This is a genomic window from Atopobacter sp. AH10, assembly GCF_003664595.1.
Taxonomy (GTDB): domain Bacteria; phylum Bacillota; class Bacilli; order Lactobacillales; family Aerococcaceae; genus Atopobacter.
In genome coordinates, this window is sequence record NZ_QXPZ01000027.1 from 37,175 (window position 1) to 56,937 (window position 19,763).

Annotated in this window: 15 protein-coding genes; 11 read left to right on the plus strand and 4 right to left on the minus strand. The window is 39.8% G+C overall.

What is annotated here, in order from left to right; translation table 11 throughout:
* Positions 1–131: 131 nt before the first annotated feature.
* From D3H64_RS06460 to D3H64_RS06485, 6 genes are all read left to right on the plus strand, one after another.
* Complete coding sequence (locus tag D3H64_RS06460) at positions 132–1,019, plus strand: substrate-binding domain-containing protein (protein ID WP_121565459.1); 888 nt, start codon at positions 132–134, stop codon at positions 1,017–1,019.
* A 154-nt stretch (positions 1,020–1,173) separates the two neighbouring features.
* Entirely contained in the window at positions 1,174–2,001 is an 828-nt protein-coding gene (gene pstC / locus D3H64_RS06465) for a phosphate ABC transporter permease subunit PstC (protein WP_233554909.1), read from the plus strand.
* 44 nt (positions 2,002–2,045) lie between these two features.
* Entirely contained in the window at positions 2,046–2,861 is an 816-nt protein-coding gene (gene pstA / locus D3H64_RS06470; protein ID WP_121565461.1) for a phosphate ABC transporter permease PstA, read from the plus strand.
* Between the two features lie 36 nt (positions 2,862–2,897).
* Positions 2,898–3,650 (plus strand): phosphate ABC transporter ATP-binding protein PstB, encoded by a 753-nt coding sequence (gene pstB / locus D3H64_RS06475; protein ID WP_121565462.1) that lies wholly within the window; start codon positions 2,898–2,900, stop codon positions 3,648–3,650.
* A 194-nt stretch (positions 3,651–3,844) separates the two neighbouring features.
* Positions 3,845–4,501, plus strand: a complete 657-nt coding sequence (phoU, locus tag D3H64_RS06480) for a phosphate signaling complex protein PhoU (RefSeq protein WP_121565463.1) — start codon at positions 3,845–3,847, stop codon at positions 4,499–4,501.
* A 640-nt stretch (positions 4,502–5,141) separates the two neighbouring features.
* Complete coding sequence (locus D3H64_RS06485; RefSeq protein WP_121565464.1) at positions 5,142–6,395, plus strand: RNA-binding domain-containing protein; 1,254 nt, start codon at positions 5,142–5,144, stop codon at positions 6,393–6,395.
* Between the two features lie 893 nt (positions 6,396–7,288).
* On the opposite strand, the gene D3H64_RS06490 is transcribed toward D3H64_RS06485, so the two are convergent.
* From D3H64_RS06490 to pdxS, 3 genes are all read right to left on the minus strand, one after another.
* Positions 7,289–8,536 (minus strand): dicarboxylate/amino acid:cation symporter, encoded by a 1,248-nt coding sequence (locus D3H64_RS06490; protein WP_121565465.1) that lies wholly within the window; start codon positions 8,534–8,536, stop codon positions 7,289–7,291.
* Positions 8,537–8,965: 429 nt separating this feature from the next.
* Complete coding sequence (pdxT, locus tag D3H64_RS06495; protein ID WP_121565466.1) at positions 8,966–9,541, minus strand: pyridoxal 5'-phosphate synthase glutaminase subunit PdxT; 576 nt, start codon at positions 9,539–9,541, stop codon at positions 8,966–8,968.
* Between the two features lie 2 nt (positions 9,542–9,543).
* Positions 9,544–10,434, minus strand: a complete 891-nt coding sequence (pdxS, locus tag D3H64_RS06500; RefSeq protein ID WP_121565467.1) for a pyridoxal 5'-phosphate synthase lyase subunit PdxS — start codon at positions 10,432–10,434, stop codon at positions 9,544–9,546.
* Positions 10,435–10,544: 110 nt separating this feature from the next.
* Here pdxS and D3H64_RS06505 point away from each other — a divergent pair, with 110 nt between their 5' ends.
* Positions 10,545–12,056, plus strand: coding sequence for a PLP-dependent aminotransferase family protein (locus D3H64_RS06505; protein WP_121565468.1), 1,512 nt, complete (start codon positions 10,545–10,547; stop codon positions 12,054–12,056).
* Positions 12,057–12,403: 347 nt separating this feature from the next.
* Here the strand turns inward: D3H64_RS06505 and brnQ are convergent, their stop codons facing one another.
* The gene (gene brnQ, locus D3H64_RS06510) at positions 12,404–13,819 is read right to left on the minus strand and encodes a branched-chain amino acid transport system II carrier protein (RefSeq protein WP_233554908.1); all 1,416 of its coding nucleotides are present in this window, start codon (positions 13,817–13,819) and stop codon (positions 12,404–12,406) included.
* 435 nt (positions 13,820–14,254) lie between these two features.
* On the opposite strand from brnQ, the gene D3H64_RS06515 reads away from it, so the two are divergent.
* The 4 genes from D3H64_RS06515 (at position 14,255) to D3H64_RS06530 (ending at position 19,634) form a co-directional block, all read left to right on the plus strand.
* Positions 14,255–14,554 carry a DUF6110 family protein gene (locus D3H64_RS06515; RefSeq protein ID WP_147429898.1) on the plus strand — a complete coding sequence of 100 codons (300 nt, stop codon included), beginning with the start codon at positions 14,255–14,257 and terminating at the stop codon, positions 14,552–14,554.
* A complete protein-coding gene (locus D3H64_RS06520) occupies positions 14,541–16,685 on the plus strand; it encodes a heavy metal translocating P-type ATPase (protein ID WP_121565470.1) in 2,145 nt (714 codons plus the stop codon). The genes D3H64_RS06515 and D3H64_RS06520 overlap by 14 nt, the downstream gene beginning before the upstream one ends.
* 174 nt (positions 16,686–16,859) lie before the next feature.
* Positions 16,860–18,149, plus strand: coding sequence for an O-acetylhomoserine aminocarboxypropyltransferase/cysteine synthase family protein (locus D3H64_RS06525; protein ID WP_121565471.1), 1,290 nt, complete (start codon positions 16,860–16,862; stop codon positions 18,147–18,149).
* 444 nt (positions 18,150–18,593) lie between these two features.
* Positions 18,594–19,634: a P1 family peptidase gene (locus D3H64_RS06530; protein WP_121565472.1), complete on the plus strand. Its 1,041-nt coding sequence runs from the start codon at positions 18,594–18,596 to the stop codon at positions 19,632–19,634.
* Positions 19,635–19,763 lie beyond the last annotated feature (129 nt).

Genomic DNA, 19,763 nt, shown 5'->3' on the forward strand with positions numbered 1-19,763 from the left:
CATTTACATAAAATTTACCAAAAATCGGCTCTTGAATTAATAGGACTTTGTTAGGCTAAAGTTGTCAGGAAAAGCTGATAATTAAAAGCCTTTTCTAAGAGGCGAAAGTTAAAGAAAGAGGAGATTAAATGATGAATTGGAATAAAATAACCAAAGTATTGACAATAGTAGGCTTGGCACTTTCTTTAGCATCTTGTGGCGGGAAAAACGCTAATGGCGAAAAGCAGGAAAAATCAGCTAATGCTAGTCATATTAATGTTATCACGCGAGAAAATGGATCGGGGACGAGAGGCGCTTTTGTAGAAATTACTGGACTTTTAGAAAAGGATGGGGATAGCGAAAAAGATACCACTTCAACAGAAGCGACCGTTCAAAATTCAACAGATGGTGTGATGAGTACAGTGGCTAATGATAAAGAAAGTATAGGCTATATCTCTCTGGGCTCTTTAAATGATAAGGTCAAAGCGTTAAAAGTAGAATCGGTTGAGCCTACAGCCAGTCGTGTCGCATCTGATGAATATAAAATAGCTCGCCCATTTAATCTGGCTTTCAAGGGAGAAATAAAAGGCTTAGCCAGAGATTTTATCGACTTTATCCATTCTAAAGAAGGACAAAAGATTGTGGAAGATAATGGCTATATTCGTATAAAAGGGGATAAGTCCTATGATGGAAAAGGAAAGAAAGGGAAACTGTCTATTGTGGGGTCAACCTCTGTTGCGCCATTGATGGAAAAACTAAAAGAAGCTTATGTGAAAATGAATCCTGATGTCCAAGTAGATATTACAGCCAATGGATCATCTGCAGGAATTCAAGCGGCTGCTGAAGGGACAGCAGATATTGGGATGGCTTCACGGGAATTAAAGGATGAAGAAAAAGAAAAGCTTCAAGCTGAAGTGATGGCTAAAGATGGCATTGCCGTAATTGTCAATAAAGAAAATAAATTGGATAATATCAGTCTTGAAAATTTGAAAAAAGTCTTTCAAGGCAAGTTAAAGGAATGGAAAGACTTGGAAAAATAGGCTGGGGTAAGCATTTATAAAATGTTCTAGGCGATAAGAGGAGCAGATGGACAAAGGGGTGAGGGGGTCTCTGTTAAGTCCCCCTCATTCTTAATGAGTTTAGGAGAATGGAGCGTTAAGGATGGAAAAGAAGCGTATATGGCTGGAGAAAGGAATGGAAGGTCTCTTTTTTTGTTGTGCAATGATCGCCGTGCTGGCTACTCTAGTGATTTGTTATTTTATTTTTGCCAATGGTCTACCTTTTATAGTTAAACAAGACCTCAATAATTTCCTCTTTGGTCGGGAGTGGGGGCCAAGTAATACACCAGCAACTTACGGTATTTTACCGATGATTTATGGGTCGGTGATGATTACCTTGGGCGCCATGGTCATTGGGGTGCCAATAGGTATCCTAACAGCGACTTATATGGCTTATTTTTGCCCCAAAGCCTGGCATAAAAGTTTGCAAGCAGCTATTCATTTAATGGCTTCTATTCCCTCTATTGTCTATGGCTTTTTCGGCTTGCAAGTACTCGTCCCTTTGATGAAAAATTTAGTGGGAGGGACTGGGATGAACAGTTTAACGGCCTCTTTCCTTTTGGGGATAATGATATTGCCAACAGTCGTTTCTTTATCTTCAGCAGCCATTCAGGCTGTACCTAAAAGCTATTATCAAGGGAGCATGGGCTTGGGGGCAAGTCATGAACAGTCCGTTTTTCATGTGATCTTACCAGCAGCTAAGTCGGGTATTATTTCTTCCGTTATTCTTGGATTAGGAAGGGCTATAGGCGAAACGATGGCAGTGATTTTAGTTGCTGGAAATCAAGCTAGAATTCCTTCGTCACTGACTCAAGGGGTTCGTACGCTAACGACGAATATAGTTATGGAAATGGCCTATGCAGCAGGTGACCATCGTCAAGCTTTGATAGCGACATCAGCGGTTTTATTTGCTTTTATTTTGCTGATTAACGCAAGCTTTGCATGGATGAAACGTAAGGCTTAGCCAGCTTTTAGAGAAGATCATTTGAATAGGAAAGAAGGAAATTTATGAAAAATAAATTGTTAAGAGGAGCAGTTTATTTAGCAGCTGGACTTACTTTTTCCATTCTGCTATATATTGTTGCCTTTGTGGTCATTAAAGGCCTACCCCATATTAAACCATCGCTGTTTGCCTTTCACTATACGACAAAAAATGTTTCTCTCATGCCTGCCATTATTTCTACCCTCATTACGGTTACTTTGGCTTTGGCGATTGCAACGCCTATTGGTGTATTTACCGGATTTTATTTGGTGGAATATGCCAAACGTGGAGCAAAATGGGTAGAAATTATTCGTATTGCTTCGGATACCTTGGCGGGGATACCTTCCATTGTCTATGGTTTATTTGGGATGCTTTTCTTTGTCATCGCGCTTAAATTGCAGTATTCCTTGCTTGCGGGGATTTTGACTGTATCTATTATGGTACTGCCACTCATTGTGAGATCAACGGAGGAGGCTCTCCTATCAGTTAACGATAGCTTACGAGCCGCTAGCTTTGGTTTAGGAGCAGGGAAATTAAGGACTATTTTTCATATTGTTTTACCAGTTGCTCTACCAGGGATTTTATCAGGGGTTATTCTAGCTATGGGACGGATTGTAGGGGAAACGGCCGCTCTTATGTATACCTTGGGAACGTCTACAGATCTACCGAAATCATTACTGTCATCTGGTCGTACCCTTGCTTTGCATATGTATGTGTTATCGAGCGAGGGTTTTCATGTGGAAGAAGCCTATGCGACTGGGGTAGTATTGATGGCTATTATTCTTGTTATCAATGGTCTTTCAATGACTTTAGCCAAGCAAGTGGGGAAAAAGATGAGATAAAGTGCCATAGTTTTTATTCAAAAAGGGGAAAAAGCGATGAATATGATCGATATAAAAAAGATGAATTTGTATTATGGAGATTTTCAAGCCTTAAAGGAGATAAATTTGTCTATACCAGAAAAGGAAGTCACAGCTTTTATTGGCCCTTCTGGATGTGGGAAATCTACTTTATTAAAAAGTCTCAATCGAATGAATGATTTGGTTAGTGATTGCCGTATTACAGGAGAAATTAAAATTGATGGACAAAATATTTATCAAGCCAATTACGATGTCAATCGTTTACGGAAAGAGGTAGGAATGGTTTTTCAACACCCGAATCCTTTTCCTAAGTCCATTTACGATAATATTGCCTATGGTCCACGCACACATGGGATAAAATCTAAGGCGCAATTGGATGAAATTGTCGAACGTTCTCTTAAGCAAGCGGCTATTTGGGAGGAAGTAAAGGACAAATTGCAACAAAATGCTCTTTCCATTTCTGGGGGACAGCAACAGCGTTTGTGTATTGCTAGAGCTTTGGCCGTAGAACCCAAAGTCCTATTAATGGATGAGCCGACCTCTGCCTTAGATCCCATATCTACCAATAAAATTGAAGAATTAGTCCGCCAATTACGAAAAGATTTAACCATTGTGATTGTGACGCATAATATGCAACAAGCTTCTCGTGTTTCGGATAAAGTGGCTTTCTTTCTTTTAGGAGAAGTATGTGAATTTGGACCAACTGAGAGAATATTCCAATTCCCGACTGATCCTCGAACAGAAGACTATATATCTGGTAAATTTGGTTAAAAACAGAAGACTATATAACTAGTAAATTTGGTTAAACAAGGGATAAAGGCGCAATGAAGGAAAAAGTTCTGGGAAATGTTTAAGGAAAATGGAGAGAAAAAGAGAGGCTAGGCTTTTTTGGGAAAGAAGCTCTTGAAACTAGGAAAAGTAAAATTAATGGGGAAATAGATAGAAAATGAAGAGGGGGAAGCAGAGTGACTAGAGAGGAATTTGATGCAGGTCTAGGAACATTAACTCGCCAAATACAGGGGATGGGGCAACAGGTTTTAGAAGCTATTCATTTAGCGGTAGAGTCGTTTATAGAAAGGGATACGGATAAGGCTTTATCGGTTATTCAATCGGATGGCTTGATTAATGCGAGTGATCTTCAGATAGAAAAAGAGGCCATTCGCCTACTAGCCCTTCAGTCGCCATATGCAACAGACTTGCGAGTGATCGTGACATCGATGAAAATTGCTTCAGACTTAGAGCGTATGGGAGATCATGCGGCAAGTATAGCTAAAACTAGCATTCGAATGAAGGGAAATCCTTTGATGGATGAGGCGAGTGATATCTTGCTAGAAATGGCGGAAGTGATTAAGGGGATGTTGAAAGAATCCCTAGATGCCTTAGAAGATGTCTCTATGACGGATGCTAAGCGAATTGCGGCAATTGATGATCGGGTGGATGAACTGTTTCAACAAGCGAATGAAATGACTCTAAAAGCGATGAAGGGAAATCCATCAATGGTTTATAATGGATCGGGATTCATTAGTGCCTGTTCAAATTTGGAGCGCATTGGCGATTATGTGACGAATATCTGTGAACGTATCGTCTATATTGATTCTGGGTCTGTGGTGGAATTTCAATAGTTAAAATCTCATTGTAAAAGAATAAATGAATGGGCAAATTGCAAGGATTAGTTTGATGTTTGATGGACTAGCTGGGAAAATTTGCCTGAAAAATCAGAGCTGATTTCCTAATATTTGACTAAAAAGTCGAACTATAGGGAGTCAGTTCTTTTTTTCTGGCGGATTGGCTTGTTGGTGGGATTGGCTTGTTGGTGGGATGGGCTCAATGGGGCGGAGTGGCTTATTGGGTGGGATTTGCTTAATGGAGGCTTGGACTCAATGGGCTGGATTTGCTAATGTCGGGTTGAAAGGCGATTGGACGAATGGATTATGTTCATAAAAAATATTAAAAAATAAATGAGTAAAATATAATAATTCATCTATTTACAAGAAGAACTAATAGGAATATAGTTAATACAAGCAGTAAAGTAAGCGCTTTATCCGCGGTTGTTAAGGGGATTGGCGTGGATAAGTAACAAAGGAAGAAAGGAGAAGGGAATATGTAAAAAGATGGTATAGCTAGATGCAAATGAGTAATTATGTGATTTTGTGAGCAATAAATTCGGTTAAGTGAGTTAAAGTTGCATAGGAATTCGTAAAAAACGATCACTTTCTCCTATCTAAGGGGAGTGATTTTGGCGCCGTTAAGGAGGTAGCTTGAATGGAGTTAACGGAATTGTTGTGCGAGGGACCATCTGAACGTGTGATCTATCGGAAGAGTTGGTATAAGAGAAGTCAACAAGACCTTTTACTTAAAGACGTTTTAAGTTGTCTCAATAGTGTTCATCACGATCCGTCCTATATTATTTTTGGTGTGGGAGATTTTGGTGAAATCATAGGGGTTGAGGGGGATCCCTATCGGAAAAGTTCAAGAGCTATTAGCTGCGAATTTCGTCGATGGCCTTTAGACAAAAATTTGAAACTAAATATTGAGGTTAAAAGTCAGCGACTTTTCGATAAAACGCTTGATGTGATGATGATTCCGAATATTCAGGAGACTCCGGTAACTTTGACTCAGGCCTATCCATATAGAAAAGAACATGTAGCCAAGCCGGATGTGATTTATTATCGCAATGGAGATCTTTTGCAATCGATTTCTATTCACGAGCCCTGTGAGTTCATACGTAATCTGTATTGGAAGAAGACATTTGCCTATTTTCATATGGGAGCAAAGAAGCAGTTTCCTTTCAATATGGGGCAGGTCAATAATTGGAGTTGCTTTGAAGTAGGAGATGAGGGACGCTTGGTCTTTTTACCCGATCCGGATTTTCAGATTTGGATTAAACCGGATAGAGACCACCCTATAGAGGAAGTAAGCTATGCCCTTTATCAGGGGGATAATTGCCTAAAAGAATGGAAAAAGGCTCTATGCTATTACAAAGGAGACTTGTGCCAAGAAATAGAGCTTTGCCGAGTTGATAATCTTAGTGCCTTGATGGTGGAACCGGACCAAGAAGCTTTAGACTTGCTGGATTATCCAATCACTATTCATTTTTATGCGATGGTGGATGGAGAATTTAAGGAAAGCTGTCAACGTTTGTTAAATCACCATTGTCCTTTTCGACCTAGTTATTGGTCGCGTAAGTCTTATAGTTTAGCTGATCATGACTTTAATCCTTATATCGTCCATTTTTGTAATATCTGGCAAAGAAATCGCCTTTTAAAAGAATGGCAAACATTGACTTTAGTTCGAGGCATTCTCTACGGAAATCCTCCTTCTGATGATGAAGGTGAGAGTTTCTATAAGGAGAGTTTGAAGGAGATTCTAAGTTCAGATGATGAAATGTTAAGGCAATTACGCTTAGCTTGCTTTTTAAATGAGTTAGCTCAATCGAGTTTTTATACATACAGACAGGTAGAAAACGTGAAGGAAGGCTGGTCGTCAAAAGATCCTTGCCAAGAGAAAGACGAGTAATTTCTGACTTATAGTTGAATACAAGGCCCAGCTTTTTGACTGGAAGGCAAAGTACTTTTTATTTTTTTTAAGCTTGTCATAGTTTTTATAACCATATAAAATGGACTTAAAAACTATATAAAGTGAAGGAAGAAAGTATGAAAAAGATGTCTTTTAGGAAAAGAGCTGGGCTCATGAAGATGCAATAGCCGGTCTAAGGATATTAGGGATCAAAAATCAAATAGCAACTATCTGTTGATCAAGTTGGAGAACTTAGAAGAGAATGATCTCTATTATCTCGAATAAGCATGTGTTGGAGCTAAAAGTATCATCTAACTGAGAATTTTTATCAATATATTGTGGACTATTTAGATAAATATGCTACAATATAGGCTGAACATCATACCGTTAAGGTAGCAATGGACATGGTCGAACGTCCGACGAATAGCTAGCAAAACAGGCGTAAGCTACAGTTTTCCTGGTGATTGGTTGGATGTGAACTATGTCTTTTTGTTTTGGGCAAGGATAGAAACTAATGCCATATATTATCCCAGAAATTTTCTAGTAGCTAGTTTTTCATAAGCTCATTTCGGGAATTGTGATAAATTTTTTGGGGGTTAGTTTGAAAAAGCCAGCGATAAATAGAAAGAACAGTTGGATATTTTTGGGCACTGGGTCAGATGGCTCCTTGTCATTTTATGCCTGTCACTTTGAGAACAAGAAAATTTGACAAAGTGACTAAAAGAGAAAAAGCAGATCATTTGTACCTTTTCTTCGTACTTTTGATCTGCTTTTTTTGTTAGAAAACAAGTGCCTTCAGATTCATCTTATCAAGATAGATGTGAGGATCAGTCTGATTTAAGGATGTGTTGTAGGGCTCAAGTTTTTTTGCTTATGGCTGGATAAAAAGGAGATTAAGCCGATTTTTTCCAGATTTTAAGAGCTTTTTTCTCCTCTTTGGCGTTTCCTTGAACTTTGATTTTGGAGTGGTAGATTTTATCCACGAATACGGCAATGGCATTATCTCCAGAAACATTTGCTGCTGTTCCGAAGCTATCTTGAGTAATGTAAAGGGAAATCATTAATTGCTGCATAGCTTGTGTGGTGATACCAATCATTGGTAAGAATGGTAGAGCAGACATAATAGCGCCACCTGGAGCTCCTGGCGCTGCCACCATGGCAATACCTAGCATCAGTATAAAGCCTAACATCATAGAGAAGTTATGTGGCATGTTATACATGAGGAGTAAAGTAGTGGAACAAGAGGTAATAGTAATCATGCTTCCTGCGAGATGAATGGTTGCGCATAAAGGAACAACGAAGTTAGCAATTTCTTCTGAAACACCATTCTTCAAGCCACATTCTACATTTACTGGAATAGTTGCGGCAGAGGATTGCGTCCCAATAGCGGTCATATAGCCTGGAATTTGATTCTTGATCAAACGAATAGGATTTTTGCGGGTAAAAGTCCCTGCTAAAATAAATAGACCACTGATATAGAGCAAGTGTAAGGCCAATACGACTAAGAAAACCTTCCAGAAGATGGACAGGATAGAGAAGACGGATCCAGAATAGCTCATACTGACGAAATTGCAAAAAATATACGCCGGCAATAGAGGGATAATGATCGTGTCCAAAACTTTAACGATAATGTCGCCAAAATCACTAAATCCTTCGTAAAGGACTTGCCCTTTCCCTTGACTTCTTAAAAACGAAATGCCAAGTCCGACCATGAAAGCGAAAATGATGGCACCAGTCACATCGAAGAAAGGCGGCATTTTTATTTCAAAAAAGGCTTGAAGAGTATTGCTAGAAGCAGATATTTTTTTAACCAAGTCACCGGTGATGAAATGTGGGAAAAGATTAATGGCGACCAAATAAGCTAAAGTACCTGCGACAACAGTCGAACAATAGGCGGTTAGTGCCGTAAGACCTAACAATTTGCCCGCTCCATTTGATAAATCAGCAATTCCTTTGACAACAAAACCAAGAATCATGAAAGGAATAATGAAGTTCAAAAAGTTACTAAAAACTCCTCCAAGGGTAACTAATACTTGTACCAAAAATTTAGAGGTGATAGGGAGTTGGCCAACTATCACCCCTAAAAGTATGGCGATAACTAAGCGAGACACTAGGCCAAGCTTATTCCATAATTTCAACATAGATATATCCTCCTATACAATGCAAACAGAAAAAATTATTGTTTTGTATAGCATAACTTTATTTGGGATAAAAATAAATATATGTGAAGCGCTTTTATGAAAAAAACAAGATAAAATCTCAGAATAGTATCATTCAAAAAGTGTCGAATTTTAATAATATTCTAAAGAGCCTGCCTGTGAGGGCTATGTCATCAGGGGAAAATGTAATGCTCTCTATTACTTTTTGCCTAATAGTTGAAAAAAGAGGAGGGAAAATAGTTGAAAAGTTCATGCTAATAGCAATGCAAGGAGAAGCTAGAGTTTGGCGAAGAAGAAAAAGCTCCTATGCTAGCTATAGAAAGCTTGTCATAGGAGCTTGTGCCTATTGCGTGCGATAGGCATAAAAATATAGAGCGAATACTAAGATTTTTTTAAAAATAGATCAATCCATTAATGGGATAAACGATTGGCTACTTTGTCTAAGAAATAGCGGTGGATACGTCTGTCCTGAGATAATTCTGGATGAAAGGCTAGACCGATTTGATTCTTATATTCCACTGCAACAGCGTGATCGTCTACTGTGGCTAAAACTTTGACATCGGGAGCCACTTTTTCTATATAAGGTCCACGAATGAAGATGGCTGGAAAATCAGTGAAATTGCCTACTGTCAGTTGACTTTGGAAAGAAGCTAGTTGCCTTCCATAGGCGTTTCTCTTCACTGTAATGGGGAGAGTCCTTAAGTGAGTCCTTGTATCATTTAAAAGTTCTTCAGCGAGTAGGATTAAGCCAGCACAGGTAGCGAGAACTGGTAGCCCATTTTGAATCAATTGCTGAAGGGGGTCGAAAATCCCCAGTTGTTTGAGGAGTTTACCTTGAACGGTAGATTCTCCGCCTGGTAGGACGATACCATCAATGCCCTCTAGATCGTCTACTTGACGGATTTCTTTGACTGTTGCCCCTAGTTCTTCTAAGGCTTTTTCATGTTCGATAAAAGCCCCTTGAACGGCTAAAACACCGATTAACATGGCTATTGTCCTCTTTCTTCCATGATCACTTTGATTTCACTTGGATTAATACCCACCATGGCTTCACCCAAGTCTTCCGATAATTTAGCGATGAGGGCAGCGTCTTGATAATTGGTGACGGCTTGGACGATAGCAGAAGCACGTTTTTTCGGATCACCAGATTTGAAAATACCAGATCCAACGAAGACTCCTTCAGCGCCTAATTGCATCATTAAGGCAGCGTCAGCAGGAGTCGCTACACCACCGGCTGAAAAGTTAACAACTGGAAGTTTGCCATTTTCATGGACGTAGAGAAGAAGATCGTAAGGGACTGCAAGTTTTTTAGCTTCTTCGTACAATTCGTCTTTAGAAAGAGAAACTGTCTTGCGAATTTGAGCGTTAATTTTTCTAAGATGGCGAACGGCTTGAACCACATCACCAGTTCCTGGTTCTCCCTTTGTCCTTATCATAGAAGCCCCTTCAGCAATCCTTCGTAAAGCTTCACCTAAATCACGAGCACCACAAACGAAAGGTACCTTAAATTGCGTTTTGTCGATATGGTAAACATCGTCTGCAGGGGAAAGAACTTCAGATTCGTCGATGTAGTCAATCTCGATGGCTTCTAAAATTTGCGCTTCAACGAAATGACCAATCCGCACTTTTGCCATAACAGGGATGGAGACAGCTTCTTGGATGCCCTTAATCATTTTAGGGTCGCTCATTCTGGAAACCCCACCAGCTGCACGAATGTCGGCAGGAATTCTTTCAAGAGCCATTACAGCGCAGGCACCTGCTTCTTCGGCAATACGAGCTTGTTCAGGCGTAGTCACGTCCATGATGACCCCACCTTTTAACATTTGGGCTAGACCTTTATTTAAATCAGCTTTTTGACCATCTACTTGTTGATAAGACATGCGATAACCTCCTTGACGAATAGTTTTTACCTTGCTATCATAAGATAAAATTGGTCTTAAAAAAATAGCCAAAATAAGAATAAAAAAAAGGCCAGATGGGAGTGGGCTTTATGTTGACTTACAGCTTTGACAAATCAAAAGGTCCCTTGTATCAACAAGTTTATCAAGCGGTCAAAGAGGACATTTTAAAGGGAAAAATAAGACCAGAAGATAAATTGCCTTCTAAACGCAATCTGGCCAAGAATTTGGGTTGTAGTACCATTACGATTGAAAATGCTTATAACCAGTTAATGATAGAAGGTTTTGTCTATTCGAAGGAAAAGCGGGGCTACTATGTGGCAGAGGGAATACCTTTAATGGAACAAGTGAGGCCATTACTCCATCCAACTTTTCACCAAGTGGAGAGCTTAGATGATTCAATAAGTCAGACTGACTCAAATAATCCATCTCTTAGACTAGGACAGGCTGTAGATGATGGATGGAGTGGAAAAGAAAATGGGCTAAATGATATCTCCGCCCCTTTGATTGACTTTGACTTTTCTTCAAGTCGGATAGAAACAAGTCACTTTCCTTTTTCAGTAATGGCCAAGATGATAAGAGAAACCATCTCTAAGCAAAAAGAAGACCTACTTGAAGTGTCGCCGAGTGGGGGAGTAAGAGCGCTAAGAGAAGCTATAGCGGAACACCTAGCGTCTTTTAGGGGGATGAATGTTTCGCCTAAGCAGATCATTGTTGGAGCAGGGACGGAATACCTTTATCGACTGATCATTCAATTATTAGGTCGAGAAAAGGTTTATTGTATTGAAAATCCTGGTTATAAAAAGTTGAAGAAAATATATGAAAGTAATAAAGTGACTTGTTGTTTGGCTGGAATGGATGAAAAAGGCATCAAGATAGGTGACCTCAGACAAAATAAGGCAGATATTGCTCATATTAATCCAGCCCATCATTTTCCAACAGGGATTTCAACACAGATAGCGAGACGCTACGAGTTGCTGGCTTTTGCGAATGAAAGGCCGGGTCGATATATCATAGAAGATGACTATGACAGTGAATTTCGCTTTACAGGGAAACCTTTACCTACTTTGCAAAGCATCGATGCTAGTGAAAAGGTTATTTATTTGAATACTTTTTCCAAATCTTTGACCTCTACCATTCGCATTTCTTATATGGTTTTGCCTACACATCTCGTCCATCGCTATGAGAGAGAATTGGGCTTTTATTCTTGTACAGTATCTACGTTTGAACAATATTGGCTCGCTAGATTTATTCAAGAAGGGTATTTTGAAAAGCATATTAACCGGATGCGACTCTACTATGGAAGAAAGAGGGAAAGCATTCTAAAAAAAATTCAGGCTTGCTTTCTAGAAAAGCAGTATGAGTTGATCGAAAATCAAGCGGGATTACATTTTATTTTAAAACTGAGAACAAGTTTAGGGGATGAAGAGGTCAAATCTCGTCTCTTAGAGCAAGGTATAGGGATCCATAGTTTATCCGATTATGACATGAAGGACAGTCAAAAAGATACCCACTGCTTTTTAATTAATTATGCGGGTATGGATTTGGACTTGTTAGAGAAAGCCTTGATCAAATTAAAAGAATTGGTTGATGCTCATCCATAAACGACTAAGGGTTAATGGCGAATAGTCCAAAGAAGAAAATGGGTAAAAAGGGAAGAATAGTTGCTATCCTTACTGCTAACAGGGAAAAAGGAAGAATGGTTGCGATCCTTATTGCCAACCTAAACTCCCTGACTCATAATATGCCATTGGTCGGGGAATTCAGCTGCTAACGGGAAAACGTGAATCCTTAGCTAAAAGAAAAGCTGGGCTTTAACAAAAGTTTGTTAATTGAGTGAGCTCCAATAAAAAAGTACGTCAAATCAAGCTTATCAAAGCTTAAGATTGACGTACTTTTTCCATTTTTATGACTTTTGTTAAAGCCCAGCTTTTTATCGAGTAGCGTTTGATCAGTTGTCGTTTTCAACTAATTTTTTTGAGACAGCTTCTTTTTTTGAAAATTGTTGGTAAAGCCCTTCTAAAATGATAGCCATAAGGGCAAAAAGAAGAGTTGGAACTAACCAAGAGAGGCCTTGTTTAGAAAGAGGTAAAGATTCTACTAAGCTATATAGAGAGCTTTTAGTAAAGGATGGCCAAATGATGGCAAGAGCTTCCATTATACCGATGAGGCTTGCACCAATGACCCCCGCTAGATAAGGGGCTCTTGTGGTGAGATAGCGACTGAAAAGAGAGATTAAGATCAAACTCATCATAATTGGGTGGATGGCTGTTAAAACAGAGACAGCTAAGGTAATGATCTTTTCTACCCCAATTAAGGAAATGCAGAATTCTACAGCAACAGCCACAAGCGTCAAGAATTGATAGGAAAGCTTGTTCTTGAAAATAATAACGAAGAAATTACTGAAAACGGAAGTGATACCGACTGCAGTGGTTAGACAAGCTAAGGCCACGCATATCCCCATCAATATCTGACCGGATTGCCCTAAAAGAAGGGAGATAGTTGCGGTAAAGACAGCTGTTCTATCGCTATGAGCAGGTAATTGCCCAGCCACTAGAGAACCAGCATAAGATAAAGTCAGATAAACAAGGGATAAAAGAAGCAGTGCCACAATGCCCATCCATATACCAACTTTTACTTGAGAATCTTTGTCTTTATAGCCTCTTTGCTTAATGTCCATCATCACGACGGAAGCCAAGAGGGGAGCCGCTAAGGTGTCCATCGTTTGGTAACCTTGTTGGAACCCATAGGCGAAAATGTGGTCTAGGCTTTTACTAGCCACTACTGGTGTGTGACGTAAGAAAGCTGAAATACCAAGAATCCCTAATAGGATTAAGATCAAAGGAGTCAAATATTTCCCGATATGATTAATTACCTGACTGGGATTTAAAGAAAGATAGGCCGTTAAGCCAAAGAAAATAAGTGAGGTCACCCAAATTGGACAGGAAGGGAATAGCATTTGGGTAAAGATTTCATGGGTAGTGGCCCCTGTTCTTGGAACGGAGAAAATAGGACCTATTAAGACAATAGAAATACCAGCTAAGACAGTCCCAAATAGAGGGTGGATTTGTTTTCCTAGGTCGTTAACTTTCCCACCCAGCATAATGGTGACGAGAACACCTAAAATAGGAAAGAGGGGGTCGGAGGCTAAGAAACCTAAAGCAGCTGTTAACCAGTCTTTCCCACCAATGAAACCGAGATAAGGAGGGAAAATCAAATTCCCAGCCCCGAAAAATATGGCGAATAAAGCGAAACCGATGATCATAATGTCTGATTTTTTGATAGTCATAAACATTCCCATTTCTTTTTGAACCAAGCGACAACGACAGGATAGGCTAAGAGCGAAAAAAGTTGCTCTCTCCTCCATAAAACTCCTATAAGCCAGCTTAACTAGAAAAGCCCCCTTACTTAGAAGTGATGATTTGTGAAACATCGCTTAGTTTTGAAGGAGCTAACAAGTGGCGTAAAGAGAATATAAAGCTATTATAGCGAAATAGAGATGAAAGTCCACTTATAAAATGAGAAAATTCAAATAAAGTCCAAAAAAAATCAATGCCAAGTCTGGTCGCTTTTGGAGTAGAAGTCAGGAAAATGTTGGCATAAAGGTAAAGAAAGCTATTACAAAACAAGAAGAAACTAAGTCAGTTTGTAGTACCACATCACCGCTCAGTTCAGATTCTCTTTTAGACATTTTTGGGGGGGACAAATTTTTAAGGAGTATATTCTTAAGGAGGCTATTCTTAATGAAAAGTTTGACCACTTGCCCTATAATGAAAGTATAAAAAGCAGAGAGGTGAAAGCTATGATCAACTTAAGACGAGCGCTAGTAGGAAGTAAAAACCTGACTCTTTTTGTGAGTGGAGCTGTTTTTGCCAATGTAGCGAAAAAAGTTTGGGCTGATCCAAAGTCAAAAACGGTTTGCGCGAAATTGGTTGCTAAGGGGATGCATCTTGCAGATGGTGTGAATACAGTCATTTCTAATGTCAAACAAGAAGTGGAAGATGTTTATGCAGAGGCAGAAGATATTTATGCAAAAGAAAAGCAAGATGAAGCTGTGGGGAAAATAGAAAGTGTAGAAGCGATAGATCATGACGAAGAATAAGGCACGGGGCTACAAGATCTTATCCAAGAGTTCAAAAAGGGTGCGGTTAGAGGTACCCTTTTTATGTACACCGGCTGTTCAGACCTATTTGAGTCATTTGAGTCGTGAATTTGAGGTCATTGATCATTTACAATTTTATCTCAATGAATATCGTTTGACTTTGCATCTAAAAGAGCCAGATGAAAAGTTATTGGATCAATGGATTGGAGCGATCAAGCTAGAAGATTTGTCACGCCTCTATCAAAATAAAGAGGAATTTTTAGCAATTAGTCCAGGGAAAATTGTGGCACGTCAATGCTTGAAACGATCAGTTTATTTAACGCTTGTTCCTAGTCCACTACGATTGTGTGTGACCTTAACAAAGCTAGGCTTGTACGCTAGACAGGCTTTTTATTCCTTAGCTTGTGGCCATTTGACGATGGAGCTGTTAGACTTTACCGCTGTTTTAGCGGCAGTCTCTATGGGAGATCCGGATGGTGCTGGAACCATCATGTTCATTTTGGAATTAGGTGAACGGATGGATGCTTGGACTTTGGATAAATCTATTCATGACCTCACGGATAGTTTAAGCCAAAAGCAAGTGCTCATTTGGGTAGAAGACGAAAAGGGCGAACGTCGGCAATTAGCCTCTGATTTCATTCAAAAAGGCGACCATATCGTCGTCCAAGAAGGTGGAGAAATATACTTCGATGGATTTGTGGTGAAGGGGCAGGGCGCCGTTCAAGAAAGCAATCTTACAGGAGAGCCTTTCCCAGTTTCTAAGACGATAGGGGATTCGGTGACCTCTAATACGACCTTGGAATATGGGGACTTAGTCGTTGAAGTAACCAATCCTAATTTCAATGCCCACTTAAAGGAATTGGTAGCTGCTATTCATGAATCTTCTAAGAGCCAATCGCAAAAAGAAGTTCGATTGACTCAAAAAGCGGATACTTTAGTCAAGTATAACTACTTAGGGATGGCTTTGACCTATCTCTTGACAGGGAGTGTGCAAAAGGCCTTATCCTTCCTCTTGGTGGATTTTTCTTGTGCCTTAAAACTCTCTACTTCTGTGGCTTATTTGACAGCGATTCGAGAAGCTATGGATAAGGGAATAGTGGTCAAAGGCTCTCGTTACATTGACCAATATCCACAAATAGATTGCTTGATTTTTGATAAGACAGGTACCTTGACAACATCTAAATTAGTGATTAGTCAAGTGGTTCCATTTGGTGGTCATACTTATGAAGAAGTGTTGAAAATTGGCGCTTGTTTAGAAGAACATCTCTACCATCCAATAGCGAATGCAGTGGTGATGAAGGCAGCAGATGAAGGGATCGTCCACGAAGAAATGCATGGCCCTCTCTTCCATATTGCTTCTCGTGGCATCCGTTCGTCTATTGGAGAGGATGAGGTGCTTATTGGGAGTTATCAGTTTATTGAAGAAGAGAAAGTTAGATTAACCGAGGAACAGCAAGAACTAATTAGAGCTTATCGAGGAAAATATAATCTTCTTTTTCTGGCTAGGGCAAAGGAATTGATTGCCATCTTCTGCGTGGATACCCCTTTGAGAGCTAATGTGGTAGAAGTGCTCAAACGTTTGAAGGATGAAGGGAAGGAAATTGCCCTTTTAACAGGTGATGTGGAAGATCGAACCCTAGATTTACGGGAGAAGGTTGCTTTTGACGAAGTGAAATGCCAAGTGACGCCAGAAGATAAACTCAACTTCATTAAGGAAAGGCAAGCCAAAGGACAAGAAGTCCTGATGATTGGAGATGGCTTAAACGATTCTGCAGCTATTGCGCAAGCTGATCTAGGGATTGTGATGGCGGATTCGTCTGACTTGGCAAGACAAACCAGTGATATGATTTTTTTAAGTGATGATTTACAGTCTCTCTTTGATTTAGAAGATATTTACCATCGCTTGCAAAAACAATTAGATTGGAATCTCTTTAGGGCTGTGGGAATCAACTCGAGCCTAATCTTAATGGGTTTGGCTGGCGTTTTACCGACTTCGTTCTTGGCGACTTTCCATAACCTCACGACCATGCTTTTAGTGGCGGATAGCTTTAAATTGAAGGAGAGCAAAAAGGAGATAAGGCAACAAGGATTACGAAAGGAAAAGAGTCTTAGCCGGCCTTCAGAAAAATAGATTAATAAAGAGTTAGCCGGCACTTAGAAAAAGAGATTAAGCAAAGAGTTAGCCAGCATTCAGGGAAATAGATCAAACAAAGATTTAACCGGTATTCAGAAAAATAGATCAATAACGAGTTAGCTGATATTTAGAAAAATAGATCAATAGAGCTAACGAATATGGGAGGAAAAAATGCAAGAAGAAAAGAAGCAAGGACTAGGAACTCTATGTGTTCAGGCAGGCTATAGTCCAAAAAATGGGGAACCACGTGTCTTACCAATTGTACAATCTACGACCTATAAATACGATTCTTCAAAACAAATGGGAGATCTGTTTGATTTGAAAGATACAGGCTATTTCTATACACGATTAGCTAACCCGACTAATGATGCGGTGGCAGCCAAAATTACCGCTTTGGAAGGGGGCGAAGCAGGCATTTTAACCTCATCTGGTCAAGCAGCAACTTTCTATGCCTTGCTCAATATATTGAAAGCAGGGGATCATATTGTGGCCTCCTCTGCTATTTATGGCGGATCCTACAACTTGATTGCCCATACAATGGCTGATTTGGGGATTGAATCTACCTTTGTGGAACCAGATGTCACTTTAGAGGAATTAAACTTGGCTTTTAAGGAAAATACTAAAGTGGTATTTGGAGAAAGTTTAGCCAACCCTTCCTTGAAAATTTTAGATATCGAGACATTTGCTAAAGCAGCACATGAGCATGGCGTGCCATTGGTAGTGGATAATACCTTCCCAACCCCTATTTTCTTGCGCCCATTCGAGTTTGGAGCAGATATCGTTACACATTCGACAACCAAATACATGAACGGGTTTGCTAATTCTGTTGGAGGTGCTGTGATTGATTCTGGAAACTTTGATTGGAGCTTATATGGAGACAAATTCAAAGGATTAACACAGCCTGATGAAACTTACCATGGAGTTGTTTTTACAGAAACTTTTGGTAGAAAGGCCTATATCACCAAGTTGACCACGACTTTAATGAGAGATTTAGGCTCGATCCCTTCTCCGCAAAATTCCTTCTATTTAGGAGTAGGCTTGGAAACTTTACATTTACGGATGCCTCGTCATTTTGAAAATGCTAAAGCAGTTGCTGAATATTTAAAGGGACACGATAAAATTTCTTGGGTTAATTTTTCCGCTTTGCCGGATGATTCGCAACATGACTTGGCTCAAAAATACTTACCAAATGGGTCTTGTGGGGTTATTTCCTTTGGGGTAAAGGGAGGAAGAGAAGCTGCAACACGCTTTATGGATGCCTTACAACTGGCAGCAGTCGTCACCCATGTAGCGGATTCTAGAACTTGTGTGTTACATCCAGCTAGCACCACTCACCGTCAAATGAACGATGAGGAATTAGAGAAAGCGGGTGTTAGTCCCGATTTAATTCGAATGAGTGTCGGGATTGAAGACAAGGAAGATATCCTTCTAGATATCGCCCAAGCCTTGGAGCAAGTATAAAACTAGCCTTTTATTTCCTTAATATGCGCCTATCTTATGACTTTAGGGATATTTTATTCAGTCTACACTCTATAAAAGAATCACGATACTTTAGTCGTGAGAGCTTTAAGGGAAGGTCGATCAAATGAAGAATGAACAGGATAGCTGTCAGCTAATTCGGGAGATTCTTGAGTGGAAGGCAAAGAGGATTTGCTATAGGATGCTCTATCATAAGGAATATCAGACAGATTATTGCCAGTTGCATTAAAATACAATCAGGCCATTTTTGCTTCCAGTATGAGCTGCTATTTCCTAGCAGTAGTTCAGCGCTTGAAGTTTAATGGCCTATTTTTATTCAGTGAATGAGGAAATGATCGAACAGAATAAATCATTGCTAAGTGTCACGCAGACTATTTTTATTCAGTGAATGAGGAAATGATCGAACAAGAGAAGGAGGAAGAAAAGATGGGATTAAGTAATGGAATCAAAATTGGTCGGATGAAAAGAGGACGGCTGAACAGCATTTCAGATGTTAAAGGGGTTACGGTAGGCCATTTCACTTTGGCAGAAGGTCCTATTCAAACTGGGGTCACAGCGATTAAACCGCATCAAGGGAATCTTTTCCGAGAAAAACTTTTGGCGGCCTGCCAAGTCCTCAATGGCTTTGGAAAATCAGTTGGTCTAGTTCAAGTAGAGGAATTGGGGACACTTGAAACCCCCATACTCTTGACCAATACCCTAAGTGTTGGAAGGGCTTCAACTGCCTTAGTAAAAGAAATGTTAGATGAAAATCCTGAGATTGGGGATACGACAGGGACAGTTAATCCCCTTGTATTTGAATGCAATGACGGTTATTTGAATGACATTAGAGCGCTTGCTGTGGAAGAGGGACATGTTAGAGAGGCTCTAAGTCAATGTGCGACGAATTTTAAAGAAGGGGCAGTAGGTGCAGGAAGAGGAATGAAGTGCTTTGGCTTAAAAGGAGGGATTGGAACGGCTTCTAGGCAGTGGGACTTGGATGGTGGGACTTATCATTTAGGCGTACTCGTTTTGACGAACCATGGATGCTTTCAAGACTTGCTAATAGCAGGGAAAGCCATTGGTCAGGAATTTCCTTCTCCCCGACCAAGAGAAGCTGATAAGGGGTCTGTCATCACGATAATAGCAACGGATTTACCCTTGTCTTCAAGGCAATTAAAACGACTGTGCAGAAGAGCTGTTGTGGGCTTAAGCAAAACAGGATCTCTGATGACGAATGGATCTGGTGAAATTGTGCTAGCTTTTTCAACGGCCAATCGAATAGCCCACAACAAGATAGATGCATTTATACCTTTAAAAATACTCTATGACGAAGATTTGGATCTTGCCTTTCAAGCCTTGGCAGAAAGTGTTGAAGAAGCCGTGCTTTCGTCACTATTTCATGCGGAAACAGTGACCGGACGAAAGGAAAGAAAATTGTGGAGTTTAAAAGATTGGCTAGAGCAATGCAAAAGCTTTGAAAAATAAAAGTTAAGAGAATAGAGATTAAAACTTTTTTGGAAATAAATGATCTTTATAGATATATCAAAAAAAAGAGGTGGATTTTAGAATGAACTTAGCCACTCAATTGTGAAAAAAAAAGACGCCATGTAAATT